The organism is Ilumatobacter nonamiensis YM16-303, assembly GCF_000350145.1.
Taxonomy (GTDB): domain Bacteria; phylum Actinomycetota; class Acidimicrobiia; order Acidimicrobiales; family Ilumatobacteraceae; genus Ilumatobacter_A; species Ilumatobacter_A nonamiensis.
Genome location: NZ_BAOL01000073.1, coordinates 1 through 23,415, shown reverse-complemented (window position 1 = coordinate 23,415; position 23,415 = coordinate 1). Strand labels below are relative to the sequence as shown.

Annotated in this window: 27 protein-coding genes; 9 read left to right on the top strand and 18 right to left on the bottom strand. The window is 67.2% G+C overall.

Features of this window, described 5'->3' with window-relative positions; genetic code table 11:
- Positions 1-6: 6 nt before the first annotated feature.
- The 4 genes from ON45_RS24050 to ON45_RS24045 form a co-directional block, all read right to left on the bottom strand.
- Positions 7-324, bottom strand: a complete 318-nt coding sequence (locus ON45_RS24050) for a type II toxin-antitoxin system RelE/ParE family toxin (protein WP_083914630.1) — start codon at positions 322-324, stop codon at positions 7-9.
- Between the two features lie 4 nt (positions 325-328).
- A complete protein-coding gene (locus ON45_RS23775; RefSeq protein WP_040493243.1) occupies positions 329-562 on the bottom strand; it encodes a type II toxin-antitoxin system ParD family antitoxin in 234 nt (77 codons plus the stop codon).
- A 318-nt stretch (positions 563-880) separates the two neighbouring features.
- Positions 881-1,897 carry a hypothetical protein gene (locus ON45_RS08630; RefSeq protein WP_148288590.1) on the bottom strand — a complete coding sequence of 339 codons (1,017 nt, stop codon included), beginning with the start codon at positions 1,895-1,897 and terminating at the stop codon, positions 881-883.
- A 408-nt stretch (positions 1,898-2,305) separates the two neighbouring features.
- Positions 2,306-3,127: a phosphotransferase enzyme family protein gene (locus ON45_RS24045; RefSeq protein ID WP_373281585.1), complete on the bottom strand. Its 822-nt coding sequence runs from the start codon at positions 3,125-3,127 to the stop codon at positions 2,306-2,308.
- 437 nt (positions 3,128-3,564) lie between these two features.
- Between ON45_RS24045 and ON45_RS08615 the strand changes: the two genes are divergently transcribed.
- Positions 3,565-4,347 (top strand): alpha/beta fold hydrolase, encoded by a 783-nt coding sequence (locus tag ON45_RS08615; protein WP_040493240.1) that lies wholly within the window; start codon positions 3,565-3,567, stop codon positions 4,345-4,347.
- 395 nt (positions 4,348-4,742) lie between these two features.
- On the opposite strand, the gene ON45_RS08610 is transcribed toward ON45_RS08615, so the two are convergent.
- Both ON45_RS08610 and ON45_RS08605 read right to left on the bottom strand, forming a co-directional pair.
- Complete coding sequence (locus ON45_RS08610; RefSeq protein WP_051062756.1) at positions 4,743-5,327, bottom strand: class I SAM-dependent methyltransferase; 585 nt, start codon at positions 5,325-5,327, stop codon at positions 4,743-4,745.
- Positions 5,328-5,383: 56 nt separating this feature from the next.
- The gene (locus ON45_RS08605; RefSeq protein ID WP_040493238.1) at positions 5,384-6,040 is read right to left on the bottom strand and encodes a nitroreductase family protein; all 657 of its coding nucleotides are present in this window, start codon (positions 6,038-6,040) and stop codon (positions 5,384-5,386) included.
- A gap of 90 nt (positions 6,041-6,130) precedes the next feature.
- Here ON45_RS08605 and ON45_RS08600 point away from each other — a divergent pair, with 90 nt between their 5' ends.
- On the top strand, positions 6,131-7,024 hold the full coding sequence (locus tag ON45_RS08600) for an acyl-CoA thioesterase (RefSeq protein WP_051062754.1): 894 nt from the start codon (positions 6,131-6,133) through the stop codon (positions 7,022-7,024).
- Positions 7,021-8,439 (top strand): PQQ-dependent sugar dehydrogenase, encoded by a 1,419-nt coding sequence (locus ON45_RS08595; RefSeq protein WP_051062753.1) that lies wholly within the window; start codon positions 7,021-7,023, stop codon positions 8,437-8,439. Before ON45_RS08600 ends, ON45_RS08595 begins: the two co-directional genes overlap by 4 nt.
- An 18-nt stretch (positions 8,440-8,457) precedes the next feature.
- Here ON45_RS08595 and ON45_RS08590 read toward each other — a convergent pair whose 3' ends face one another.
- The 3 genes from ON45_RS08590 to ON45_RS08580 are packed head-to-tail and all read right to left on the bottom strand — an operon-like array spanning position 8,458 to position 11,330.
- Positions 8,458-8,808 (bottom strand): hypothetical protein, encoded by a 351-nt coding sequence (locus ON45_RS08590; RefSeq protein ID WP_040493237.1) that lies wholly within the window; start codon positions 8,806-8,808, stop codon positions 8,458-8,460.
- 36 nt (positions 8,809-8,844) lie between these two features.
- Complete coding sequence (locus tag ON45_RS08585) at positions 8,845-10,323, bottom strand: RNB domain-containing ribonuclease (protein WP_051062752.1); 1,479 nt, start codon at positions 10,321-10,323, stop codon at positions 8,845-8,847.
- Positions 10,324-10,370: 47 nt separating this feature from the next.
- Positions 10,371-11,330, bottom strand: a complete 960-nt coding sequence (locus tag ON45_RS08580; protein WP_051062751.1) for a mechanosensitive ion channel family protein — start codon at positions 11,328-11,330, stop codon at positions 10,371-10,373.
- A 161-nt stretch (positions 11,331-11,491) separates the two neighbouring features.
- Here ON45_RS08580 and ON45_RS08575 point away from each other — a divergent pair, with 161 nt between their 5' ends.
- Positions 11,492-11,809: a DMT family transporter gene (locus ON45_RS08575; RefSeq protein WP_040493236.1), complete on the top strand. Its 318-nt coding sequence runs from the start codon at positions 11,492-11,494 to the stop codon at positions 11,807-11,809.
- A gap of 10 nt (positions 11,810-11,819) precedes the next feature.
- Here ON45_RS08575 and ON45_RS08570 read toward each other — a convergent pair whose 3' ends face one another.
- From ON45_RS08570 to ON45_RS08555, 4 genes are read right to left on the bottom strand one after another with little or no spacing between them, the layout of a single operon-like run.
- A complete protein-coding gene (locus ON45_RS08570; RefSeq protein ID WP_040493248.1) occupies positions 11,820-12,056 on the bottom strand; it encodes a hypothetical protein in 237 nt (78 codons plus the stop codon).
- Positions 12,057-12,116: 60 nt separating this feature from the next.
- Positions 12,117-12,548: a DUF1801 domain-containing protein gene (locus ON45_RS08565; protein WP_040493235.1), complete on the bottom strand. Its 432-nt coding sequence runs from the start codon at positions 12,546-12,548 to the stop codon at positions 12,117-12,119.
- A 13-nt stretch (positions 12,549-12,561) separates the two neighbouring features.
- Complete coding sequence (locus ON45_RS08560; protein ID WP_040493234.1) at positions 12,562-12,972, bottom strand: VOC family protein; 411 nt, start codon at positions 12,970-12,972, stop codon at positions 12,562-12,564.
- Between the two features lie 22 nt (positions 12,973-12,994).
- The gene (locus ON45_RS08555) at positions 12,995-13,462 is read right to left on the bottom strand and encodes a helix-turn-helix transcriptional regulator (protein WP_085946523.1); all 468 of its coding nucleotides are present in this window, start codon (positions 13,460-13,462) and stop codon (positions 12,995-12,997) included.
- Between the two features lie 115 nt (positions 13,463-13,577).
- Here ON45_RS08555 and ON45_RS21300 point away from each other — a divergent pair, with 115 nt between their 5' ends.
- Positions 13,578-14,843 carry an HNH endonuclease signature motif containing protein gene (locus ON45_RS21300; protein WP_051062750.1) on the top strand — a complete coding sequence of 422 codons (1,266 nt, stop codon included), beginning with the start codon at positions 13,578-13,580 and terminating at the stop codon, positions 14,841-14,843.
- A 65-nt stretch (positions 14,844-14,908) separates the two neighbouring features.
- Here the strand turns inward: ON45_RS21300 and ON45_RS08540 are convergent, their stop codons facing one another.
- The 3 genes from ON45_RS08540 to ON45_RS08530 form a co-directional block, all read right to left on the bottom strand.
- Positions 14,909-15,913 (bottom strand): rod shape-determining protein, encoded by a 1,005-nt coding sequence (locus ON45_RS08540; RefSeq protein ID WP_040493232.1) that lies wholly within the window; start codon positions 15,911-15,913, stop codon positions 14,909-14,911.
- Between the two features lie 99 nt (positions 15,914-16,012).
- A complete protein-coding gene (locus ON45_RS08535) occupies positions 16,013-16,216 on the bottom strand; it encodes a hypothetical protein (RefSeq protein ID WP_040493231.1) in 204 nt (67 codons plus the stop codon).
- Positions 16,217-16,702, bottom strand: a complete 486-nt coding sequence (locus tag ON45_RS08530) for a molybdenum cofactor biosynthesis protein MoaE (RefSeq protein ID WP_051062749.1) — start codon at positions 16,700-16,702, stop codon at positions 16,217-16,219.
- 178 nt (positions 16,703-16,880) lie between these two features.
- Here ON45_RS08530 and ON45_RS08525 point away from each other — a divergent pair, with 178 nt between their 5' ends.
- Positions 16,881-17,456: a hypothetical protein gene (locus tag ON45_RS08525; RefSeq protein WP_148288589.1), complete on the top strand. Its 576-nt coding sequence runs from the start codon at positions 16,881-16,883 to the stop codon at positions 17,454-17,456.
- Between the two features lie 10 nt (positions 17,457-17,466).
- Here the strand turns inward: ON45_RS08525 and ON45_RS08520 are convergent, their stop codons facing one another.
- Positions 17,467-18,465, bottom strand: coding sequence for an NAD-dependent epimerase/dehydratase family protein (locus tag ON45_RS08520; protein ID WP_040493229.1), 999 nt, complete (start codon positions 18,463-18,465; stop codon positions 17,467-17,469).
- Positions 18,466-18,527: 62 nt separating this feature from the next.
- Between ON45_RS08520 and ON45_RS08515 the strand changes: the two genes are divergently transcribed.
- A complete protein-coding gene (locus tag ON45_RS08515) occupies positions 18,528-19,727 on the top strand; it encodes a zinc-dependent metalloprotease (protein WP_040493228.1) in 1,200 nt (399 codons plus the stop codon).
- On the opposite strand, the gene ON45_RS08510 is transcribed toward ON45_RS08515, so the two are convergent.
- On the bottom strand, positions 19,642-21,075 hold the full coding sequence (locus ON45_RS08510; protein WP_040493227.1) for an MFS transporter: 1,434 nt from the start codon (positions 21,073-21,075) through the stop codon (positions 19,642-19,644). The genes ON45_RS08515 and ON45_RS08510 overlap by 86 nt on opposite strands.
- Before the next feature lie 75 nt (positions 21,076-21,150).
- On the opposite strand from ON45_RS08510, the gene ON45_RS08505 reads away from it, so the two are divergent.
- Both ON45_RS08505 and ON45_RS08500 read left to right on the top strand, forming a co-directional pair.
- Positions 21,151-22,242: a pyridoxal-phosphate-dependent aminotransferase family protein gene (locus ON45_RS08505; protein ID WP_040493226.1), complete on the top strand. Its 1,092-nt coding sequence runs from the start codon at positions 21,151-21,153 to the stop codon at positions 22,240-22,242.
- A 91-nt stretch (positions 22,243-22,333) separates the two neighbouring features.
- Positions 22,334-23,415, top strand: a 1,082-nt coding sequence (locus tag ON45_RS08500; protein WP_051062748.1) for a Na/Pi symporter, incomplete at its 3' end; no start/stop codon positions are given.

Below are 23,415 nucleotides of genomic sequence, written 5' to 3'. Positions count from 1 at the left end.
TCCGAGTCAAGCGTGTGGCTCTCGCAGGCTGTCTCGGCTGGAGTGGAGAAGTCGCCAAACGTCGACCGAAGTTTCGCGCTCCAAAGAGAACAACAGGTACGGAAACTTGCCGACTGCCACCACCCGGAGGTCCGGCACCGAGAGTTCGTACGCGAACCGCAGCGATCCGAACCGCGGGTTTCGACCGATACGTCGCGCCGTGGCTTCGACAGCGTCCACAAAGCGGATCGCTGTTGCGACGTCGGCCTCGGCGACGTAGTAGCCACTGGCTGATTCGAGATCGAACGTCGCAAGCTCTCGAAACTGAACCGTCTTCGCGGCCAGGAGTTCAGGCTTCCGACGAGATGCGCTGACGCAGTGCGTCGAAGTAGGCAGGGTCAGCCACGACGCCTGGACCGGAATTCGCGCCTTCGAGGACGAGGTCGCGCAGGTGGCCTCGCTCGCGGTCTCGTCGGATGAGATCGCGGACGTACTCGCTGGTCGACCCGTAGCCGTCGTGGTTGACCCGTTCATCAACGAAGATCTTCAGTTCGTCAGGCAACGACACGTTCATCGTGGTCATGGACAAGACACTAGCTGACTTGGCAAACTTTGTCATCAGGCGATTGTCGTGGTAGCGCATATCTCCAGGTCGGCAGCCGGCGGCGGATCGCTCTGTAGCGGCACCGATGCGCTCGCCAACCTGCGCCGAGACGCGCGTTCACAGTCTGCCTTTGCTCTTGGTCGGCGGGACTGCCGCTCCGCCGGTTTCGTGGCTGTGCGAGAGTCGCCGGGCGCAGCGTTTCGAGGACGATTCTTGACCCGGGCTACTGGCAGGGTCCACGTGCGGTGCCGGACGCGGAAGGGGTGGGCGTCGTGGGTGCGGACGTCGGCCGGCGAACTACTGGCTGGCGCGGAAGCGAACGGTGCCGAACGTGATGAACGGCACCTCGGAGGTCGACGCGCCGTCGATGTCCACATCGATGAGGATGGGTGAGCCCTGAGAGCGATCGCAGACGATCTGGTCGTCGAGGAAGTCGGCGACATCGCAGAAGCCGGTGTCGATGCTGAGCCCGGCGACGGAAATGAGCGGCAGGTCGGCTTGTCGGACGTCGGCCGTGTCGAGGTCGAACTGGAGGGTACGCAGCACCGGGTCGAAGTTGTCGCCGACGAAGTCGGGCTCAAGCAGCCAGACGGATTCGTCGAAATCCAGCAAGCTCAGATTCGTGTCGGCGGGCAGCTCGATCTCGTGGCGGACCGTGCCGCCGAGCTCGAGGATTTCGAGGGAGTTCGCTGCGTTGACCGAGAAGATCGCGCTGATTGCGCCTGCGCCGAACCGGGCGTCGGTGTAGCCGGACTCGAACCCTCCCGCTTCACGTAGCACCGTGCGTTCCAAGCTGAGGACGTCGATCAGTACGAGCTCGCTGGCAGCTTCGTCGGGGTTCGCTGGACGGTCGACGGCTGATTGGGCGAGGATCACTGCCCGACCGTCGACGTGACCGACATCAAACACCGTCACTCTCCGATCGTCCTCGCCGTACAGTGACTCTGGGCCTTCATCGGAGATGATGACGAAGCCATCGACCGGCCGGGCAATGTCGGTCGAGGTTGCGGGCTGGTAGACGATTCGGTCGTCGACCAGCAGTGCGAGCCCCCGCGGCGACGAGTCGTCGAACACGACGGTATCCCACGTGTTCGATCCGTCGTCGATCAGCACACCGCGAGACGTTGCGGCGACCGCCTCTGCCGTGCCGATCGTCAACGAAACGGGCCGATTCGTCGTCGGCGGTGCAGCGGGCTGCGTGGTCGGTAGCGCAGTCGACGACGACGACGACGCCGTGAGGGTGGTCGTCGAGCTCGCCCCGTCGGTCGTGGTCGGTGTGGCGGTCGTTGACGTGGCCGCGCTCGAAGCCGACACCGATTCATCGTTCGCGTTCGTGGGCGAACTGGGATCTGTCGGGGCGCTCGTATCGCTTGGCGTCGCTGCGTCCGTGTCCTGTGCGATGGCCGATGTCGAGGGATCCCCGAGAGTGACGTCATCTGATGCACAGCCTGCCGCAACGAGCGATAAGGCTGCCACGACGATCGCAGCGAAAGGTCGGCGATGGCGATGGGGCGCTGGATCCAGTTGTGCGGTGGAGAGATTCATCGCTCTGAGCGAGAGCTACCCGCACCACCAATGATCGAAACGTCGCTGCGATCGACCCAGCATTCGCTCGAAGGTCGGCGGCTGGCCGAGCGACCCGGGCGCACGCACATTGATCACGCCGCGCACACCACCAATCCGCCCAATTCGGCACCGTTGCGCTCACCGAAGTGCGGTGTATCACCCACGTGGCGGACAGTTCGAACGATCGCCGGCTGTTGCTCTACGGCGGTGGTTGGCGGATGCTCGGGGCGAGCGGCGCCGACGGCGCGGCTCACTCGGTCGTCGACTCGACCCGTCGTCGAAGTCGAACACCGACATTGAGCGGCGATCCCACAGCACATTGCCGAGATGAAGGTCGCCATGGATCGGTCGCCCGGTCTGTGAGACCCAGAGCTCGTCAAGAGCGCTCTGAGCGACCGAACACGTGAGGTCAATGATCTCTTGTTGGGAGGCTCTGAATTGATTCGCGGGATCGAACAGTCGCCGTTCGTCCTCGCCGAGGACATCGGTATGGATTGGGACCGCCGCGCCGGCTGGCATCGTCCAGTGCTCGGCGTGCTGATGGAGTACGGCCAGCACGCGGCCGAGCGCGCGTAGCTCGGTCGGTGATGAGTTTGGGCGGTGCCGCCCCGGCAACCATGACATGAGAACGACGGGGAGCTCGCGGTCGAGGTCGTCGAACCACACCGCCGAGTGGAGCTGTCCGTCCAAGGTCGGTTGCGGTTCGGGGACCGTGAGGTCGGTGTCGGTGGCGATTGCCGCCAACCATGCTGCCTCTGCGATCAGGTTCGCGGCGGTCGAGTTGCTGATGACGTTGATCCGTAGCGCGTACCGAGTCCCGTTCGTTGTGTCGACGCGGAACGTCGTGTTGTGCCCGTGATACAGAAGGCGTAGCCGGCGGACATCAATCGGGTACCGCTCGAGGGCTGCCTCGGCGACGCGCCGCAAGCGAAACACCTGCGAACCGCGTGAGGCATCGGCGAACGACGCAGCCGCCATCAACCGAAGGTACCTCGCCTCGTCAAGGACCAAGTCATCGATAACTCCGCCGAAGACCAGGTGACGACGTCCGACGATCGCAAACTGTCGGCAGCGCAGTCCCGCCCTGTATCGCCACCCACACATCCGAGCGACTGGCGCTCGGGTACGGCACATCGCGCTCGGGGAGATCTGCTCAGAATCGTGCTGCGAGGAGCGCAGCGTCGATACCCGACGGGTGGGTCGAGCAGCCGGTGCCGGATGCGGGTACTGATCAACAGCCCAGCGAGCCGCAGCGCGGCGCCGATCGTCAGCCCGCCCCACTCCAGACTGGTCAATTCGGCCCCTTCTCTCGGTGACGCCCGGCAAGTGTCTTGTAGCCATCGGTCAGGGATCACCGTTTCGATGAGCGTGTTGCCACGCACGGCGCCGATCATGAGCACCGATAGCGTGCAGCGGTGACGTTGAACCATGTCAGGCGAGGGAACGGCAGCCCACTTCTGCTCGTACACGGGCTGGGCGCTGGCTGGCGGTCCTGGTCCCCGATCATCGACGAGCTGGCCGAGCACCGCGAGGTGATCGCCGTCGATCTGCCGGGATTCGGCGAGACGCCGCCGCTGACCGGCGAGGTCTCGATCGCCACCCTGACCGATGCCGTCGTGGACTTCATCAGCGAACAGGGCCTGGACGGGGTCTCGACCGTCGGCCAGTCGATGGGCGGCCGGATGGTGCTCGAGCTCGCCCGGCGAGGCGTCGGCGGCGACATCGTGGCGTTGGACCCGGGCGGCTTCTGGAGCGACCGCGAGCGCTTCGTTTTCGGCGCCACGCTGCGGCCGTCGATCGCGTTGGTCAAAGCGCTGCGACGCATGCTGCCGACCCTCCTCGGCAACCCCGTGGGGAGGACGCTGCTGTTGGCCCAGCTGTCGGCGCGGCCCTGGGCGCTCTCGCGCGAGACCGTGCTGCCCGACGTACGCGGGCTCGCTGACTCTCCGTCGACCGGCGCAGCCCTGGACGCCCTGATCAAAGGGCCCAAGCAACAGGGAGCCCCGGCCGGCACGGTGCCCGGTCGAGTCACGATCGGTTGGGGTCGGCGTGATCTGGTCACCCTGCCGAGGCAGGCCGCACGAGCGACGGACCTGTACCCCGACGCCGTGCTGCACTGGTTCGAGCGGTGCGGTCACTTTCCCCAATGGGACGCACCGCACGAAGCGACCCGACTCATCCTCGACAGCACCAGCTGAGGTCTCTCGCTCGAACACTGGCGATCCCACCCGTCGCGCGAGCGGGTCGGCCATCGGACTCGTGGGCCAAGACCTCGGCAATGGTGAATCGGGACCGATGCCGTGCAGCACGACAGCTCGATAGCCCGAGCAGTTCGGCACGTCCGCGCTCGGCTATCCGCACAGGAATGCGCCGGAGATTGCACGTCGGGCAATGCACGGTCACTCCTGGCGAGCGACAACCGATCTTCGCGTCGTGGAGCAAGCAACGTGTCCTCGCGCCCGCTCGTAGCGACACTTGAGGGCGGTCAGGTCATGTCGGCGAGAGATCTCCAACCGCCCATCACACTCAGCCGGCGCACGGTGCAGAAGCGGACAATTCAGAATTCCGCGCAGATCGTCGTCGAACCCCGAATTCAGCGGCGGCGGAGGATGCGGAGGCTGCCGGTGGCGGAGGTCTCCTCGAACGCGCCGGATTCGATGGCGGGGAGGTAGATCTCCTCGTAGGGCGGGCGGCCGCCGTCGGCGGGGTCGGGGAACACGTCGTGGATGGCGAGCGTTCCACCCGGAGCCACGTGTGGCGTCCAGCCGAGGTAGTCCTCACGTGCGGGTTCGCGTCCATGCCCGCCGTCGATGAAGAGGAACGCGAGCGGGGTGGTCCAGTTCGCAGCCACCAGCGGCGAGCGCCCGACCACGGCGATCACCGACGACTCGAGGTCGGCGTCGTGGATCGCCGAACGGAAGTGCGGGAGCGTGTCCATCTTGCCCGTACGCGCATCGACCACGTCGGTGTCGTGGTGCTCCCAACCGGACTGGTTCTCCTCCGAACCCCGATGATGATCGACCGCGAACAGCACCCGGTGCGAACGTTCCGCCGCGTCGCCCAACCACACGGTCGAACGACCGCAGTAGGAACCCACTTCGAGCAGCGGAGCGTCGGCGACGGCTGCGGTCGCGGTCACGGCCGCATCCCAGAGTGCATCGCCCTCGTCGGCGGGCATGAACCCCTTCGTCGCCAATGCAAGGTCGCGACGAGCGCTCGCGAGGCGCGCTCCGGTCACCAGGTGTCCCAGTGGATGATCGTGTCGGGATCGGGTCGCATCGCCGGCTTGAAGTCGGTGCCCTTGGTGTGCGCGAGCGGGGTGAGACACACCTGCTGCACCTCGTCGAACGGGATCCCGACCACCTCGGCGAGCTCCTTCTCCATCATCAGCCCGACCGTCGTCCACGCCGTCCCGAGACCGCGGGCTCGCGCTGCGAGCATGAAGCTCCACGTCGCGGGCAACACATTGCCCATCGTCGACGCGGCGACCAGACCGGGTTGCCCGTCGACCCGACCGGCGGTGCAGGCGATCACGAGCGCCGGCGCCTCACCCATGTGCTGACCGAGGTAGTCCGCGGAGCTGGTCACGCGATCCTGTTGTGCCTGCTCAACGTCGGTGTCCTTCTGGATCGAACCAGCGTAGACGCCGTCCATCGACTTGTAGATGTCGAAGCACTGACGGTAGATCTCGCCGATCGCAGCACGCTTCGCGTCGTCCTTGACGACGACGAACTGCATCGTCATGTTGTTCGATCCCGACGGTGACTGCATCGCGATCCGGACACAGTCGCGGATGTCGGCGTCGTCGACCGGACGCTCGAAGTCGAGGCGCTTGCGGACCGCCCGTGTCGTGGTCAGGAGTTCCTCGTTGGTCAGATCCGGCTGGGCCATGGCGGAACCCTACGTTGCGGTCCTGCGGATCCCGGAACCGGCGAATGGGACTGTCGCGTGGCCACCGTTTCATGGCAACATGGCGCACTCATGAGTTCTGGCGCGCCCATCCCCTCCGCGGACGACAACCAGCAGGCGCTCGACGAGCTCGTGGCCCTGCTCGACCTCGAGAAGATCGAGGTCAACATCTTCCGTGGCGGTTCGACCGACGAGGAGCGAGTCCGCGTGTTCGGCGGACAGGTCGCCGGTCAGGCGCTGATCGCGGCCGGGAGGACGATCGACGAACCGGGCCGCCACGTGCATTCGCTGCACGCGTACTTCCTGCGCCCCGGTGATCCGAAGCAACCGATCCTGTACGAGGTCGATCGGATTCGTGACGGCAAGAGTTTCTCCACCCGGCGAGTCGTGGCGATCCAACACGGTCGGGCGATCTTCAACCTCCAGGCGAGTTTCCACGACGAGGAGACGGGCGGGCCGGATTTCCAGATGGCGCTGGACGAGAACCTCGCGCCGCCGGACGGTCTCCCCGATTTCCACACCCGGATGGAGCCGCATCGCGAGCGGATCGGCGCGTGGTACGACCGGCCGCGTCCGATCGACCTGCGCTACGTGGACGGCGATCCGATGAGTCGCCAGGGTGAACCCAGTGAATCCCAGCACGTGTGGCTGCGGGCGAACGGCTCGCTCCCGGACGATCCGGTGCTCCACGCATGCGTGCTCACGTACGCGAGTGACATGACACTGCTCGACACGACGCTGCTGCCGTTCGGGCTCCCCTTCGATCATCCAGGTCTCCAGATGGCGAGCCTCGATCATGCGATGTGGTTCCACCGGCCGTTCCGCGTCGACGAGTGGCTGATGTACCAGCAGAGCGCGATCTCGACCGGGGCGTCGCGTGGCCTGGCCGGCGGAGCGATCTTCACCGCCGACGGGTCGCTCGCGGTGAGCGTCGTCCAGGAGGGTCTGGCAAGATTCACGCAATGAGGCACCGAGCACTGCAGCTGCGCGCCGCTGCGCTCACGCTCGCCGTGGTCGCGGGCGGATGCACGTCGAGCGACGGCGATGCGGATGGCACGACTCCCGGATCGGCCGACGCGGTGTCGTCGGCCGAAACCCCCGACGGCGACGCATCATCGACGGCCACGGAACCGCCGCCGAGCGACGAACCGGCCGCCACATCGGCCGACGCTCCGGCCGAGTCGCAACCTGCCCCGACGACGACGCTGCTTCCGTCGCCCGGGGCGGACCTCCCCACGCAGGCTCCGGGCGACACCGTGCCGGTGACGACCGTTGCCGGACCGCTGCCCGATCTCGACGTGCGACTGCTCGAGTTGGGCACCTACGACCGGCCGGTCGACGCCACCACTGACGAGGGAGATCGCCGCCTGTTCGTGGTCCAGCAAGGTGGCACGATCGTTGCGGCCGACGACGAGTCCGACGCCGTCGTGTTCGACATCTCGACGGTCGACGCGACGACGTTCACCGCCGCCGAGAGTGAGCAGGGGCTGCTCGGCCTCGCGTTCCACCCCGAGGCCGACCTCGCCTACGTGAACTTCACGAACGGTGACGGCAATACCGTGGTCGCCGAGTTCGCGTTCGACCCCGTCTCCTACGAGTTCGAGCCGGCCAGCTTCCGGGAGGTGCTGACCGTCGAGCAGCCGTTCGCGAACCACAACGGCGGCGACCTCGAGTTCGGCCCGGACGGTCTGCTGTACATCAGCTTCGGTGACGGGGGCGCAGCCGATGATCCGATGCGGACCGCGCTGAATCTGTCGACTCGTTTGGGCAAGCTCCTCCGAATCGACCCGACCGCAACCGACGATGCTTCCTTCACGGTGCCCACCGACAACCCGTTCGTCGGCACCGACGGCGCCGACCCGACGATCTGGGCACTCGGCCTCCGGAACCCCTGGCGATTCTCGTTCGACGCGGTCACCGGGGATCTGTGGATCGCCGACGTCGGCCAGGGTCAGTTCGAGGAGATCGACCTGGCAACGGCCACCGATGGCCGCGATGCCGGCAAGGGCATGAGCTTCGGCTGGAGCGCCTTCGAGGCGAACGAGCCGTTCAACGACGACCAGGATCCTGCCGGCCACGTCGCGCCCGTGGCGGCCTATTCGCACGAAGGTGGCAACTGCTCGGTCAGCGGCGGCGTGGTCGCGCGCGACTCCTCCTATTCGAACCTGAATGGGTGGTACGTCTACGGTGACTTCTGCTCGGGCCAGCTGTGGGCGCTCGACACGACCTCGGTGTCGGTCGGCCCCGACGGTCCGACAGGTACTCCACGGATCGTCGAGATCGGAACGGTCCCCGCACTCGCCTCGGTCGCGACCGGTCCGTTCGGCGACATCTACGCGATCTCGAACGGCGGACAGCTCTACCGCCTCGCGCAGAACTGACGGCCGGCGACCTGCGGCTCAGCCGGACACGTCGTCGAGCAGCTGGAGCAGACCGTGGGCTGCCAGCTCGACTTCCTTGTGATGCCACTCGGCGGCGCGGTACCGACACGCGATCAGCCCCATCCGATGCACCCGGCGGAAGTCGCCACACCCGAACGCGTAGCGCGCCTTGGTCTCGTCGTCGGCGCCCTCGGTGAGTCCGAGATGCCACGCGCCGTACTCCTGCCACGTGTGTGACTCGAGGTAGTCGTTCTCGTCGTCCGGGGTCGGCTGCACGTCGCCCCAGGTCGACTGCAAGACGTACTGGCGGGACTCGATCAACCGCCGCGCGTGGTCCACGCCGGCGGCGTTCACCGAGTACGAGGCCATGCCCGTGAGCGTAGACAACTCGCGTGTCGAGGTCGATCAGCCGACGCGCTCGACCTCGATCGAGCGTTCGGCCACATCGACCGCCGTGAGCTTGACCCGCACGGCATCACCCGGGTCGACGCGACGGGCGACCGTGCGCGTGACGACCGCCGGATCGCCGATCTGGATGCGTGCGCCGCGATCGTCCTCGTCGGTGACCACCGCATCGAAACTCTGCCCGACGCGGTCGTCGAGGAGGATCGCCTCCGCGAGGTCGATCGCGGCCCGGTCGACCCGGTTGGCGAGCGATGTGCCGCGACTCATCGCAGAGGGCAACTCCGCGAACGCCGCGCCGATCTCGGCGGGCACATCGCGACCGTTGGCGATCGCGAGCGTGGCCTCGATCACGTGGCGATCGGCCAGCCGCCGCAAGGGTGCAGTCGCGTGGACGTACGTCGCCGCGAGTGCGGCGTGCCACGGCTTGCCGTCCTTCACCCCTCGATCCGGCGGTCCCCCCGGTTGCCCGAACGCGGCGAACGGTGTGTACGACGCTCCCCCGCTCGCCCGCCGGATCGCCAACTGAAATGCCGCGGTGCGCGGATCGTCACGCGGCAGACCCCGTTCGAAGTCACCGAGCGATGTCGACCGCGGCCAGTCGAGTCCGAATGCTCGGGCCGTGTTCCGCAGGCGTCCCAGATGGCGCTCATCGACCGGCGGCATCGTGCGGAAGAGACCGGTTCCGGCACTCCACAGCGCATCGGCGATCGCCATGTTCGTCGCCAGTGACATCGCTGCGTTCTGCTGCTCGGCCTCGTTGCGCGGGCGGAACCGCAGCGTGAAGCCGCCCCCGTCGACCCGGACGACCTCTTGCTCCGGCCAGTCGATCCGTTCGGCGCCGCGCGCTCGCTCGGCGCGTTCGATGCGGCGCGACAGTTCCGGGAACGCCGAGGGCAAGTCGTCCTCCGTGACGGTCGCGTAGGCGAGCTTCGCCCGGTTGCGGATCATGGCCCGTTCCGCACCAGCGAGAACGACCGACCCGTCCTCGGCGACCCGCACCGTGAAGACGATCGCCGGCTTGGGTGAACCGGGGAGCAGGCTCCCGGCGTCCTCGGCGATGCGATCAGGATGCAGCCCGGCTCGACCGTCGGGGAGATAGATGGTGACGCCGCGCTTCCACGCTTCCTCGTCGATCGGGTCCCCCGGTCGCACGAACCATCCGACGTCGGCGATCGCGTAGTGCAGGATCACGTCGTCACCCGCCATCTCCACCGCGAACGCCTGATCGAGATCGGTGCTGCTCGCCGGATCGAGCGTCGCGAACTCCACGTCGGTCCGGTCGACATGTTGCCATCTGCCCGGGCTTTCGGTCGTCGACGGGACGACGTCGAACGGGCGCGAGGCGGCCGCCTCGGCCGCCGCGATCACGCCCGGCGGATGCTCTCCGGGTACGTCGAAGTCGGCACGGAGCTTGGCGAACCCGTCACGGAAGTCGCCGATCGTGTCGTCGGGGAGAACGGTCGGTCCCGTGCGAGCCATGGCGTCACGTTAGGGCAGGTACGCCGAACGCGACGCTCGACCGATCTTCAGGTCGGCGAGTCGTTCCGGACGCTGCCCGCCGGCGTGACCTCGGCCTCGTTCTGGAGTGCGGCCTTGAAGCTGGGCGTGGCCTGGAGTGCGACGATGTCGGCCGGCATCTCGATCCCGGCAGCGTCGAGCTTGCGCTTCACCGCCTTGATGGCGGCGTCCAGCACCATGATCGAGTTCGCCCGCTGGCTGTCGACCCAGAACAACGCCCGGATGTCCACGGTCGACACTCCGAGCTCCTCGACCAGGGCGAGCGGCGCCGGGGTGTCGTGGACACCATCGACGGAACGGATCGCGTCGACGATCGCCGAGGTGGCCTCGTCGGCGTCGTTCTCGTACGCGATGCCGACCACGAAATCGATTCGGTGGAGGTCGTCGTCGGTGTGCACGTCGATCACGTTCTTGTACACGTCCCGGTTCGGGATGACGACGAGCTCGCCGTCGTACGTTCGGAGCCGGGTCTCGCGGATCGTGATCCCGGCGACGGTGCCGGAGCGTTCCATCACGGTGATCTGATCGCCGGAGCGGAACGGTTGACGGAACAACAGCAGGATCCCCGACAGCGTGTTCTCCAAGATGTCCTGGAACGCGAAGCCGACGGCGACCGAGAAGAACCCGAGTCCGGCGAGGAGATCCACCGGCTTGACCGACGGGAACGTCACCGCGATCGCGAGGAGGACCACGACGACCAGCGCGATCCACCCGACCACCTTGCTCATCACCCGCGCGAAGCTCGGCGTCTGACGCCGCATCCAGTACCTGCGCATCACCCAGCGGATCGCCCGCGAGAGCATCCAGCCGACGGCGATCACGAGCAATGCGATTCCGACCCGCGGGATCGAGTCGAGCGTCGTCTCCCACAAGCTGTTGGCCGACTCCGCGATCTCGTCGGTGGCTTCATCGTCGGCAGCGATCAGCCACCTGCTCATCGAGGTCGCGAGAACTGCCGACACCGCCATGAATGGCGTGGTACCCGGATCGGGTCGGACTCAACCGCCGCGGTCGCGGTCGTGGGTGTCGGCGACGGCCGCTAGCGTCGATGTTCGTGGGGTGCGTCACGCACCTCACCCGACGAGGGGCGCACCGTACCGGCTGGAACGACGGGCGCAGGAGGATCGTCATGGCCTGGATCGTTCTGATCATCGCAGGGCTCTTCGAAGTCGTCTGGGCGAGCCTGCTCGACTCGACCAAGGGGTTCTCTCGGCTCTGGCCGACCGTCGGCTTCCTCGTCACGCTCGGAATCAGCATGTACCTCTTGAGCATTGCAACGCGCACGATTCCCGTCGGTACCGGCTACGCGGTGTGGGTCGGGATCGGGGCCGTCGGAGCGTTCCTCGTCGGTGTGTTCGTCAAGGGCGACGAAACCAGTGTCGGCCAGGTCGCAGCGATCGCGGCCTTGGTGACGTCGATCGTCGCCGTCAAGCTGACGGCTGCCTGACAGTCCTGGGTCAATCCTCGGGGAGCGCGGCGAAGTCGCGTTTGGCTTGGCGATACCACTTCATTCCGGAGATCGGTCGCTTCCATCGGCCCTTCATGTCGTCGAGTGCCGGGACGTGGTCGGTGTCGCCGTCGGCGACGACCTGGCGGAGGTGTTGGTCCTGGGCGTTGATGACGTCGTTCGCGTCATCGCCGTGGTGTTCGTGGTCGCATGGGCCGCCGAGCTGGCGACAGGTCATCGTCTTCATCGTCACATTCCTTTCGAAGGGTGTCGTCGTCGGCCACGACGTTCGTCGAGGCGCGGAAGGTCAGAACAGTGGATCGCCGGGTGCCTCGGCGGCCTGGCGGATCCAGTCCCGGAACTGGTCGTCGTCGATGTCGTCCACGGCTGCGACGTTCGAGTACCGGACTCGCTCGTCTTTCGAGGTGACCGGCGGCATCGGGTCGAGTTGTGCGCCGTTGAGCCAGGTGACCTTCACGTACTTCGTGAAGCAGTGCAGGCTGAGGAACCATCCGTTGCCCTCGACGCCGTAGAACGGTGAGTTCCACCGGACGGCTCTCCGAGCGTCGGGGACCACCTCGGCGACCAGCGCGTCGAGGTGACGGCCGATCTCGCCCTTCCAGTCCGGCATCGCCGCGAGGTACGCCTGCACCGGCGCATCTCCGTCGCCCTTCGGAATCTGCGGATTCCCACCCGCGAGCAGCTTCACCTCGCCGGTGCTGTTGTGGTCAGTTGCCATGTCCGTGATCCTCTCAGGTTCGCTGCTGGATGCGGATCAGGTTGCCTGCCGGGTCGCGAACGGCACAGTCGCGCAGGCCGTAGTCCTGGTCCATCGGCTCCTGCACGATCTCCGCGCCCGCTGCTTCGATCCGCTCGAAGGTCGCGTCGAGATCCGCGCTTGCCAGGTTCACACCGGCGTAGGTGCCCTTGGCCATCATCGCCCGGATCATGTCGCGCTCGGCGTCGGACACCGACGGGTCGGGTGACGGCGGTTCGAGCACGATCGACGTGTCGGGCTGATTCGGCGGGCCGACCGTGATCCAGCGCATGTTCTCGTAGCCGACGTCGAGACGGACCTCGAAGCCCAGGACGTCGGTGTAGAACGCCACCGAGGCGTCCGGGTCCGAGTGCGGCAGGAAGCTCTGATGAATCGTGATCTCCATGCCCGTCACGGTAGGTGACTCCTCAGGAGTGGGCTTCTCGATTCCTGACCGGTTTCGTCGCCTGCTTCACGACGCACGGCGCGACCCCTTTCGCCCACTCGGCGTCCTGCTCCCGGTAGGCCGACGGCGACACCCCGACCAGTTCGGAGAACCGTGTACTGAACGTCCCCAGCGACGAGAACCCGACCGCGAAACACACCTCGGTGACGGACCGATCACCGCGGCGCAGGAGAACCATCGCGCGCTCGACGCGCCGCGTCATCAGGTAGCTGTAGGGCGGCTCTCCGTACGCGTCTCGGAACCGACGGCTGAAGTGTCCCGCCGACATGCCGATCCCCCGGGCGATCGACTCGACGTCGAGCGGTTCGGCGAACTCCCGATCGATCCGATCCTTGGCCCGCCGCAGCAATGCGAACTCGTCCAACGATGGTGAAGATCCCGCGCTCACGATCGGACAACCTTGTCGCGACGAAGACGATGACGCAACCATCGGAGGCGGCGATCGGCGGCCGGGCCCGTCGGCTCGACGAGGCCGGCACCGAGGGCCGGGCCCGCAGCCGGGGAGTTCGCCAACTCTGTCACACCCCGAACGTATGTTTGTGTTCATGGACCCGGAGGCGACCAGCGAGCGAATCCGCCGCATCGCTCGCACACTCGACGACCCGCTGTCCGACCGCGAGGCGATCGAGTCGGCGATGGCCGACGAGGTCGCCGTGCGTGCCGTGCTCGATGCAGCGGGTGCTGCGTTGATCACCCGGCTGCGGGAGCACTCGGTCTTCGTCGAGGCGACCGTCGCGGACGCGTCGCGCACGTCCGTGAACGTTGCGTCGAAATCCACCGAGCGGGCCGACACCCTCGAGCGCGCGGTGCCGCTGGCGGTGGCACTCGGCGAGGCGCAGATCACGGCGGCCCACGTCGATGCGTTCACCCGGGCCGCCAAGCAACTCGAGCCCGATCAGCGCAATGAGTTGTTCGACCGGTCGGCGCGGCTCGCGGCGTACGGGGGCAGCGCGACGGTCGAGGCGTTCAGTCGCCGACTCCGGCGGGAAGTCGCGTCGATCCGCACCGACGATGGCGAGGATCGACTCCGGCGCCAACGATCGGCGACCCGGCTGTCGACCTGGACCGATGCCGAGGGGATGTGGAACCTTCGCGGCAGGTTCGATCCCGTTCTGGCACTCGGGATCGCTCCCCGGCTCACGAACATGTGCGAGGCGATCTTCGCCGAAGTCCTTCCCGAGCTGTGTCCGACCGATCCCGTGGAGAAACAGAAGTTCCTCGCGGCGAACGCACTGGCGAGACTGATCGACGGCACGTCGACCGGACCGACAACCGGGCGTCCGGAGTTCGTCGCGGTCATCGACGCCACCGATCGCTCGTGCGACCGCTGCGACGGGAGCCCCGGACCGACGCCCGACGGGATCGTCGCTGCCGCCGGACCGACCGTGCACTGGCCGATCCCCGTCGAGGTTCCGGCACGTGTGCTCGCGGAGATGGTGGATCGGTCTCCCCCGCAGCCGGTCGTGGTCCGCAACGGCCTCGTGCTCCATGCGCCGGGCGCACTCGATCTCGGCCGCAGCACCCGCCTCGCGAGTCACGCCCAGCGACGAGCGTTGCGAGGGCTCTACCGCACATGCGCGGTGCCCGGATGCGATGTCTCGTTCGACCGCTGCAAGATCCACCACCTCGTGTGGTGGCGCAACGGCGGAAACACCGACCTCGCCAATCTGGTGCCCGTCTGCTCTCGACATCACAGCAGGATCCACCACGACGAGTGGACGATCGAGCTGGGATCGCGGCGTGAGTTGACGATCAGACTTCCCGACGGAACCGTGCGCAACACGGGTCCACCCAGCATCCGGGCGGCGTGATGCGCAAGAGCAGCACGAAACGGCGTTCAGAGGCCGACGAGATGACCGACGTCGTACCGACGACGTCAGCGACGGGCGCCCATGAACATGCCCTTGAGCGCTTCGTAGTGCTCGATGACATGGCCGGCGCCGAGGACGACCGCTTCGAGCGGGACGTTCGACATCCGTACCGGGACCTCGGTCTCGCGTTCGATGCGCTCGGCGAGACCACGGAGCAGTCCGCCGCCGCCGACGAGATACATCCCGCGCACGAGGAAGTCCTGCGACAACTCCGGCGGAGCCTTCGACAGGCACCGCACGACCGATGCGACGATCGACGAGATCACGTCCTCGATCGCGAAGCGGATCTCCTCGGGCGTGAGCAACACGGTCTTCGGCAGCCCGGTCATCAGATCGCGCCCACGCACCTCGGCCTGGTTCTCGTCCTGGGTGGGATCGGCCGAACCGATCGCGACCTTGATCTCCTCCGCCGTCCGTTCACCGATCGCGATGCCGTGCTCGCGGCGGACGTGGTTCTGAATCGCGGCGTCGATGTCGAACGACCCGACACGCACGGCCTCCAGCGACACGATGCCGCCGAGCGAGATGACCGCCGTCTCCGATGTCCCGCCACCGATGTCGATCACCATGTTGCCGACCGGTTCGTCGATCGGAAGGTCGGCACCGATCGCCGCGGCCATCGGCTGCTCGATGAGGTTGGCGTCGGCGGCTCCCGCTCGCCGCGCGGCGTCGGTCACCGCACGCCGTTCGACCTCGGTGATCGCCGAGGGGACACAGATCACGACCTTCGGGCGTGTGAACCGACTGACGCCGACCCGCTGGAGCAGGAGTCGGATCATGCGCTCGGTGATCTCGAAGTCGGTGATCGCACCGCCACGCAGCGGACGCACCGCCACGATGTAGCCCGGGGTCCGCCCGATCATCTGCCACGCCTCTCGACCGGTGGCCAGCACTTCGCCGGTCTGACGGTTCAGTGCGATCACGGACGGCTCGTTGAGCACGATGCCGCGACCCTTCATGTAGACGAGGGTGTTCGCGGTTCCGAGGTCGATCGCGAGGTCACGAGCCATGCGCGCGCACCATCATCTCGTCGCCTTCACGCTCTACCACCATGTCCGGGCCGTCATGTCGCCGCCATCATGTCATGGAGGCGGCCCAATGGCACCGATTCACGAGTCATCGGCATCAGTCTCGCCGGAATCCTCGGCTGCATCGCGGACCTGATCGATGGTCGGACGCCGAGCTTCGGGAGACAGTGCGTCGATCTGTCGACGGAACGAGTCGACAGGATCCTGTCGCCCGCGTACGACACGCGCGACGACGATGACGAGAACGAGGACGACGACGATCGCCACGATGATCGCAATCAACATCTACGGGGTCCCCACGTTGCGTGGGTCGGTGATCGCGTTGGCCCCGGTGCCCCAGTCCGAACCCTCGCCCCAGACCTCGTGTTTCCAGATCGGCGCCGATTCCTTGAGCGCGTCGATCGCGTAACGCGCCGCCTCGAACGCTTCGGGCCGGTGGGGCGCCGAGACGACGGCGATGACCGATGACTCCTCGAGTTCGAGTCGACCCGTGCGATGGAGGAGCACGACCCGACCGGTTTCGGGCCAGCGCGACCGCAACTCGTCGACGATCGAGGCGAAGACGGGCGTCACCTGCGCCTCGTACGCCTCGTAGGTGAGGTGCTGCACATCGGAGCGACCCTCGGCGTGATCACGAACCGTTCCGCTGAACAGGACCACGGCACCACAGCGAGGTATCACCGCCCACCGGTAGGCCTCCGCGATCGGAAGCTCTTCGTCGGTGATGCCGAGCCAATCACGTCGATCCTTCGGCAGTGTCACCTCGGGCATGGTAGTCCTCCACCCCTTGCGGCCCATGGCGCGGACATCGGATCGCCAGACGAATTTCGCCAGACCGCAACACGAACGTCCGACGGTGGCCATCCGCGTCGCCCCGCCAGACGTGTGTCGCCCGACCTCCACCGCGCGACCGGCGCGAGCGCGGACGGCTGACTACGCTCTCTCAACCGTGGAACCCGCGCCACTCCCGCCACACGAACGCCACTGGCGTCACCCCTCCGAGTTGGCTCCGACCGCGCTCGATGTCGAATCCGGTGGAGGCTCGCGCGCCCTGATCGTCGCAACCGGCACCACGGCGCTGCTCCTGGTCGCGGTGCTCGCCATCGCGCTGGCACCGTCGCGCACGTCGGCACCGATCGCGGTGAGCGCCACCACCCTCCCGTCCGCCACGATCCAGTTGCGGAGCGCATCGACCCAGGTCACCGTGGACGCTCCGGTGGCGGTCGAACAGAACGTCCTCACGTTCCGCAACATGATGCGTCCCGATCGGGGTGTGGCCCTCGCAGGTGCACCCAACGCGGTCTCTGCCGCACCGGTCGGTGATGCGGACGACTTCGCCCTCGCCCGGGGGGTCCCTGCGGCGACCGATCGGGTCATCGTCCTGACGACGTCGTTCGCGTACGACCTGAAGTGGGGCGACATCGATCACATCACCGCACCGGACGCATCGATCGTGATGACCCGCGACGGACAGCTCGTCGCGACCTTCGTGAGCGGCGAACTCCGCCTCCTCGTCAACGACTGAGGCAGCGCGTTCAGCGGCGACGCCACCAGCGACGACCGACGACGAACGCGATGGCGGCCACGAGGGCGGTGCCGGCGACGGCGGCACCGAGGGTCAGCTCCTGGCGACGTTTCGGCGACACCATCGTCCACCACGGTGCCTCGGTGGCTTCGACGTAGGCCTGCTCGTTGGTCACGGTCGGTTCCCAGCCCGCATCGCTCAGCCGACCGTTCGACACGATCCACGGTTCGCGCGTGTAGGGCCTCAGTCCCGGTGGCAATGGCCCGCGCTGGAACCGCCACCGCAGACTCGCCACGACTTCGGACAGCCGCTCGGGCATCGGGAAGCGGGGACGCTCACCCGACAGCGCGCGCACCCGCTCGCCGGGCACCCAGCCGTCGGGGGCGACGTTGAACACCCCGTCGAGGCGCTTGCGAACGGCGAGCGCGACCGCAGCGGCGAGGTCGTCGAGGTGCAGGAACTGGCTCGGCGGATCGTTCTGAGCGATGCGATGCCCGAGCCCGGACACGAGGGCCGCCGCGAGTCGCGAGCTGTCACCGCGGGCCAGTGACACCACCGGCCGCAACACGCTCGTGACCCGACCCGGTCGAGCTCGTCGCCATTCGTCGACGAGCTCCTCGGCCGATGCCAGCTGGCGGGCGAAGACGAACTCCACATCGGGTCGCAGCACGGCGTCCTCGGTGAGCGGCTTCGGATTGTTCGGTGCGGCACCGTACACGAGCGCCGACGAGACGAAGACGATCTGGTCGGCGCAGAACCTGTCCGCGGCGGCGAGCGACGACATGACGAACTCACTCGCGCTCTCTCGTCGCTGGGCACGGCGGTCGTAGTCACTCGTTCCCACGTCGACGACGACGTCGGCGGTGACCGGAAGGTGATCGGGCGTCTGCTCGGACGCAGGATGGACGGTCTCGTCGATGCGGACGACCTCGATGTCGTCGCCGGCGAGCAGGTCGGCGACACGCAGACCCAGCGGGCTGTTCGCGCCCGTCAACACCGCCGTGACCATTCCGTGAAGCTAACGCACGTGGGCGCAACCGCGGCGGCCCCGCTGGCTCGTAGCATCGAAGCATGGCCGACGACGGTGGCGACGATCAGAACATCAACCCGTTCGAGGGACTTCCCATGTTCGGCGACATCTCCCGCATGCTCGCCAACCAAGGTCCACTGAACTGGGACGCCGCGCGCCAGTTCGCGATCTCGTCGGCGTCCGGCAGCGACGGTTTCACGGGTGGCGCCGCCGTCCCGACCGCGAACATCGACCCGGCGGTGCGCATCAAGTACGCCGAGTTGGCCGAGATCGCCCGACTCCATGTGACCGATGTGATGGGCGTCGACGTTCCCGAGGTCGAGCCGTCGGTCGCCACTCCCGAGCAGTGGGCCGTCGAGACCCTCGAGGCGTACCGGCCGTTGTTCACCGAGTTGGCCACCTCGTTGGGGGCGAGCGACGACGACGAAGCCGAATCCGACCCGATGGCGCAGATGATGGCCGGCCTGTCGAAGATGATGGCTCCGGCGATGCTCGGCATGGCCGTCGGTTCGATGGTCGGCAACCTCGCGCACCGCGCGTTCGGTGTGTACGACCTGCCGATCCCGCGGGCCACACCGTCGCTCGTGCTGGTGCCACCGACGATCGATGCGTTCGCCGACGCCTGGGAGATCTCGATCGACGAGATGCGGCTGTGGGTGCTCGCCCACGAACTCGCGGGTCTGGCCCTCTTCTCGATCGACCACATCGCCGATCACCTGCGCGAGCTGGTCCGCCGCCACGTCGGTGCGTTCCGGCCCGATGCGTCCGCGGTCACCGACAAGCTCACGACCCTCGACGCCGATCCGAGCGATCCGCTCGCCGCGATGCAGCAGGCGTTCGGCGATCCCGAGGTGCTCCTGGGTGCGATTCGCTCCGACGAGCAACTCGCGATGGAACCGGCCCTCGATGCCGCCGTCGCCACGACCATCGGGGTCATCGACTGGGTCGTCGATGCCGTGGCCGTACGGATCATCGGCGGCAACGCGTTGCAGATCGCGGAGGCCGCCCGTCGCCGACGAGCCGAGACCTCACCCGACGATCTGTTCGTCGAGCGGCTGCTCGGCATCCGCCTCGGTGCGGAGCAGACCGCTCGCGGCAAAGCCTTCGTCCAGGGTGTCGTCGACCGCGCCGGCGAATCGGGCCTGGCGCCACTGTTCAACGATCCCGAGGCGATTCCGACTCCGAACGAGATCGAGGCTCCGGGTCTCTGGCTTGCACGCGTGGCACCCGACGAGGCGTGACATCGTCCTGACGGTCACCTGACGGCGCGTCCCGAAACGGGTCGGCCGGCGTGCGCTTCCCCGACCGGCCCGACGATCCCGAATTCGGACGCGACCTCGACGCCCCCTTCGACGTCGACCGCCGCCTCGATCCGCGCCGACTCTTCGACTTCGAACGCAAGGTCAGTTTCGAGACGAGGAGCCGCCGCCTCGACCGCCGCGGACGACGGTGGATCGCCGCATCACGAAAGCGCAGCTGCAGCATCGTTCCCGCAGCGACGACACCGACCACCATCAACCCGATCGCTCCGGGGAGCTGAATCGCCACCGCGATGAACCCGGCCGCCGCCCAGGCGAACTGGAATCGGGTCTCGAACCGGGCGAACGCGCGACCCTGGTTCGCTTCGGGAGCATCACGCTGGACGATGGACTCGAATCCGAGCCGTCCGAGTGCCGCCGCGAAGCCGACCACTCCGGCGAGCACGATCCCGGCACCGGGCGACCCGATCACCGCGAGTCCGATTCCCGCCACCGCAGACATCGCAAGGACGACGGTCAGCATCGTCTCCTCGCGCATCCGTTGACGCACGCGCGGAGCGATCGCATTGCCGACCATCGTCGCCCCGGCCGACGCCGCGATGGACGCGCCGAACAACGCCGTGCCGTTGTCGAAGGTGCGCAACCAGAAGGCGAGGTGGAAGAACGTGAACCCGACGTCGGCGCGCAACACGGTCATCGCGATGGCAGCAACGCGCAGTGACGGCGAGTGGAGTTCGAGTTCCTCGACCTCGCCGGCGTCGTGGGCCGCCACCACCTCGGGTGCGAGCCGCCGCGCCGACAGGAACGCCCCGACGAAGATCAACGCTCCGTAGATCAGCGCAACCTCCGTGCCGAGCAGCGTCAAGAGGATGCCCGCCGGAATCACGGCCACCGCGCCGGCGATCCCCGAGATCAGGCCCAGCTTCGAGTTCGCCTCGACCAGTTCCGTCTCGGATCGTACGGTCGACGGAACCAACGCGGATTTCGACACCGCATAGGTCTTCTGCAGCACCAGTGACGCGAAGACCAGCGGGAACAGTTCCAGTCCGCCGGGGTCCTGTGCCATCAGCAGCAGCAACAGGACTCGGAAGATCGCGACCACCTGGATCACGAGGCGCCGACCACCGGCCATGCGGTCGATGAGCGGCCCGATCAGCGGGGCGATGAACAGGAACGGAGCGAAGCTGATCGCGAGGAACAGCAGGACCTGCGTGCGCGCCGAGTCGAGATCGACACTGAAGAAGAACGAGTCCGCCAACGCGACGACCATCGCCGCGTCACCCGCCATCATCAGCGCGTGGGTGACCGCGAGGCGAGTGAACTTCGACATCGGCGCCGTGTTCGACGCTGGGCGTAGGCCACTCACCGCCGCCATCCTACGAGCCAGCCGAATAGGGTCGCTCTCATGACACTCTCCGATCGGATCCTGATGGGTCCAGGCCCCTGCAATCCGTACCCCGAAGCCGTCGCGGCCTTGGGCCGCCCGATGCTCGGCCATCTCGATCCCGAGTTCATCGCGCTGCTCGACGAGACCTGCGACCGACTCCGCGCCGTTTTCTCGACGGCGAACGCGCTCACGTTCCCCGTGTCGGCAACGGGATCGGCCGGGATGGAGGCCGCGATCGTCAACTTCGTCGGACCCGGCGACACGGTGGTCGTCGGCGTCAACGGCGTGTTCGGAGGTCGGATGGTCGACGTCGTCCAGCGCACCGGCGCGAAGGCCATCTCCGTCGATCACGAGTGGGGACAACCGATCGACACGCAACGGATGCTCGATGCGCACCCGTCGCCCGCGATGTACGCGATGGTGCACGCGGAAACCTCGACCGGCGTCGAGAGCGACATCGCCGCGATGGGTGCCAACAAAGGGGACGCGCTGCTGGTCGCCGACTGTGTCACGTCGCTCGGCGGGGTGGCCCTCCAGATCGACGAATGGGACATCGACATCGCCTACAGCGGCACACAGAAATGTCTGGGCGTCGCACCCGGCCTCTCCCCGCTGACAGTGTCGCCCCGGGCGATCGAGCGGCTCATCCCGGTCCCCCCGTCGTGGTACCTCGACCTCAACATGATCGCCGACTACGTCACGGGTGGTGGCGCCCGCGCGTATCACCACACCGCACCGATCTCGATGATCATGTCGCTCCACGCCGGGCTCGGCGCGGTGCTCGAAGAGGGCCTCGACAACGTCCGCCGACGACACCAGGAGGCAGGCGACGCCGTGAAAGCCGGCATGGTCGATCTCGGATTCGAGCTGTTCGCCGCCGAGGGCCACCGACTCGCCCCACTGAGCTCGATCGCCATTCCCGACGGCCGGCTCGGCTCGTTGAGCGAGGCTGACGTTCGCGGGCGTCTCTTGACGGACTACGGCATCGAGATCGGCGGCGGACTCGGCCCGGTCGCCGGGAAGGTGTGGCGGGTCGGCACGATGGGCCACACGGCACGTCAACGCAACGTGACCACGCTCCTCGCCGCCCTCGGCGAGATCATCGACTGACGTCACCAGCTCGCATCACACCTCCCTCACCTGCGACGACGCGCGGAAGTGTGGAGCACTCACGCGTTCGCGCCTAGATTCCCGTCCGGCCATGAGCACCCCGACCGACTCCACGCCGACGCGAGTCGAGCTTCCGACACCGGTCCGGGCGCTGCTCGTCGGCGGGCTGATCTACCTCTTCCTCGTCGGCGTGTCGTCGCTCGAGAAGGGCATCAACATCATGGGTGCCGACACCCAGGAGCGCCTCTTCTCCAGCGTGTCGAACCCGATCGCCGGTCTGTGCATCGGCATCCTCGGCACCGTGTTGGTCCAGTCGTCATCCGCGTCGACCGCGGTGATCGTCGGCCTCGTCGGCACCGGCAACATCAGCGTCGACGAAGCGGTGCCCATGATCATGGGTGCGAACATCGGCACCACCGTGACGAACACTCTCGTGTCGCTCGGATACGTCCGTCACTCGAACGAGTTCAAGCGCGCGTTCGCAGCCGCCACCGTGCACGACTTCTTCAATGTGTTCGCAGTGGCCATCCTGCTCCCCCTCGAGCTCACGACGGGAATCCTGTCGAAGATCGCGACCCGGATGACCGATGTGCTCGTCGGGACGTCGGGATCGGAATGGGAGAGCCCGGTCAAGCAGTGGGTGAAGAAGCCCGTCGAATGGATCGTGGATTTCTGGGACAGCGTCGGACTCTCGGGAAACTGGCTCGGCACGATGGTCGTCGCGACCGGGCTCGCGATCGTGCTCGTGTCGCTCACCTTCATCACGAAGAACATGCGGAAACTGGTCGCGGACCGCGTCGAGCGGTCGATCAACACGGTGCTCGGCAAGGGCAGCGGCACGGTCGCGATGATGCTCGGCGTGGTGATCACGGTCGCGGTGCAGTCGTCGAGCATCACGACCTCGATCCTCATCCCGATGGCGGCGGCGGGAGTCCTCACACTCCGCAACGCCTACCCCGTGACGCTCGGCGCGAACGTCGGGACCACGATCACGGCACTGCTCGCAGCTCTGGCGACGTCGGTCCCGGCGGCGCTCACCGTCGCGCTCGTGCACACCAGTTTCAACGTCGTCGCGATTCTGGTCCTCTACGTGCCACCATGGTGGCGCGACCTCCCGATCCTCGCCGCCGAATGGCTCGCCGAACTCGCGGTCAAGCAGCGGCTCTGGGTGGT

Coding starts and splice junctions, on each gene's coding strand:
- ON45_RS08515 (WP_040493228.1), top strand. CDS start 18,528: ATGGCCGACGACGGTGGCGACGATCAGAACATCAACCCGTTCGAGGGA.
- ON45_RS08580 (WP_051062751.1), bottom strand. CDS start 11,330: ATGGCGGTGTCGGCAGTTCTCGCGACCTCGATGAGCAGGTGGCTGATC.
- ON45_RS08595 (WP_051062753.1), top strand. CDS start 7,021: ATGAGGCACCGAGCACTGCAGCTGCGCGCCGCTGCGCTCACGCTCGCC.
- ON45_RS08590 (WP_040493237.1), bottom strand. CDS start 8,808: ATGGCCTCGTACTCGGTGAACGCCGCCGGCGTGGACCACGCGCGGCGG.
- ON45_RS08560 (WP_040493234.1), bottom strand. CDS start 12,972: ATGGAGATCACGATTCATCAGAGCTTCCTGCCGCACTCGGACCCGGAC.
- ON45_RS08570 (WP_040493248.1), bottom strand. CDS start 12,056: ATGAAGACGATGACCTGTCGCCAGCTCGGCGGCCCATGCGACCACGAA.
- ON45_RS08555 (WP_085946523.1), bottom strand. CDS start 13,462: ATGGTTGCGTCATCGTCTTCGTCGCGACAAGGTTGTCCGATCGTGAGC.
- ON45_RS08585 (WP_051062752.1), bottom strand. CDS start 10,323: ATGGCTCGCACGGGACCGACCGTTCTCCCCGACGACACGATCGGCGAC.
- ON45_RS08600 (WP_051062754.1), top strand. CDS start 6,131: ATGAGTTCTGGCGCGCCCATCCCCTCCGCGGACGACAACCAGCAGGCG.
- ON45_RS08535 (WP_040493231.1), bottom strand. CDS start 16,216: ATGTTGATTGCGATCATCGTGGCGATCGTCGTCGTCCTCGTTCTCGTC.
- ON45_RS08510 (WP_040493227.1), bottom strand. CDS start 21,075: ATGTCGAAGTTCACTCGCCTCGCGGTCACCCACGCGCTGATGATGGCG.
- ON45_RS08605 (WP_040493238.1), bottom strand. CDS start 6,040: ATGGCCCAGCCGGATCTGACCAACGAGGAACTCCTGACCACGACACGG.
- ON45_RS08565 (WP_040493235.1), bottom strand. CDS start 12,548: ATGGCAACTGACCACAACAGCACCGGCGAGGTGAAGCTGCTCGCGGGT.
- ON45_RS21300 (WP_051062750.1), top strand. CDS start 13,578: ATGGACCCGGAGGCGACCAGCGAGCGAATCCGCCGCATCGCTCGCACA.
- ON45_RS08530 (WP_051062749.1), bottom strand. CDS start 16,702: ATGCCCGAGGTGACACTGCCGAAGGATCGACGTGATTGGCTCGGCATC.
- ON45_RS23775 (WP_040493243.1), bottom strand. CDS start 562: ATGACCACGATGAACGTGTCGTTGCCTGACGAACTGAAGATCTTCGTT.
- ON45_RS08575 (WP_040493236.1), top strand. CDS start 11,492: ATGGCCTGGATCGTTCTGATCATCGCAGGGCTCTTCGAAGTCGTCTGG.
- ON45_RS08610 (WP_051062756.1), bottom strand. CDS start 5,327: ATGCCCGCCGACGAGGGCGATGCACTCTGGGATGCGGCCGTGACCGCG.
- ON45_RS08520 (WP_040493229.1), bottom strand. CDS start 18,465: ATGGTCACGGCGGTGTTGACGGGCGCGAACAGCCCGCTGGGTCTGCGT.
- ON45_RS08540 (WP_040493232.1), bottom strand. CDS start 15,913: ATGGCTCGTGACCTCGCGATCGACCTCGGAACCGCGAACACCCTCGTC.
- ON45_RS08505 (WP_040493226.1), top strand. CDS start 21,151: ATGACACTCTCCGATCGGATCCTGATGGGTCCAGGCCCCTGCAATCCG.
- ON45_RS24045 (WP_373281585.1), bottom strand. CDS start 3,127: ATGGCGGCTGCGTCGTTCGCCGATGCCTCACGCGGTTCGCAGGTGTTT.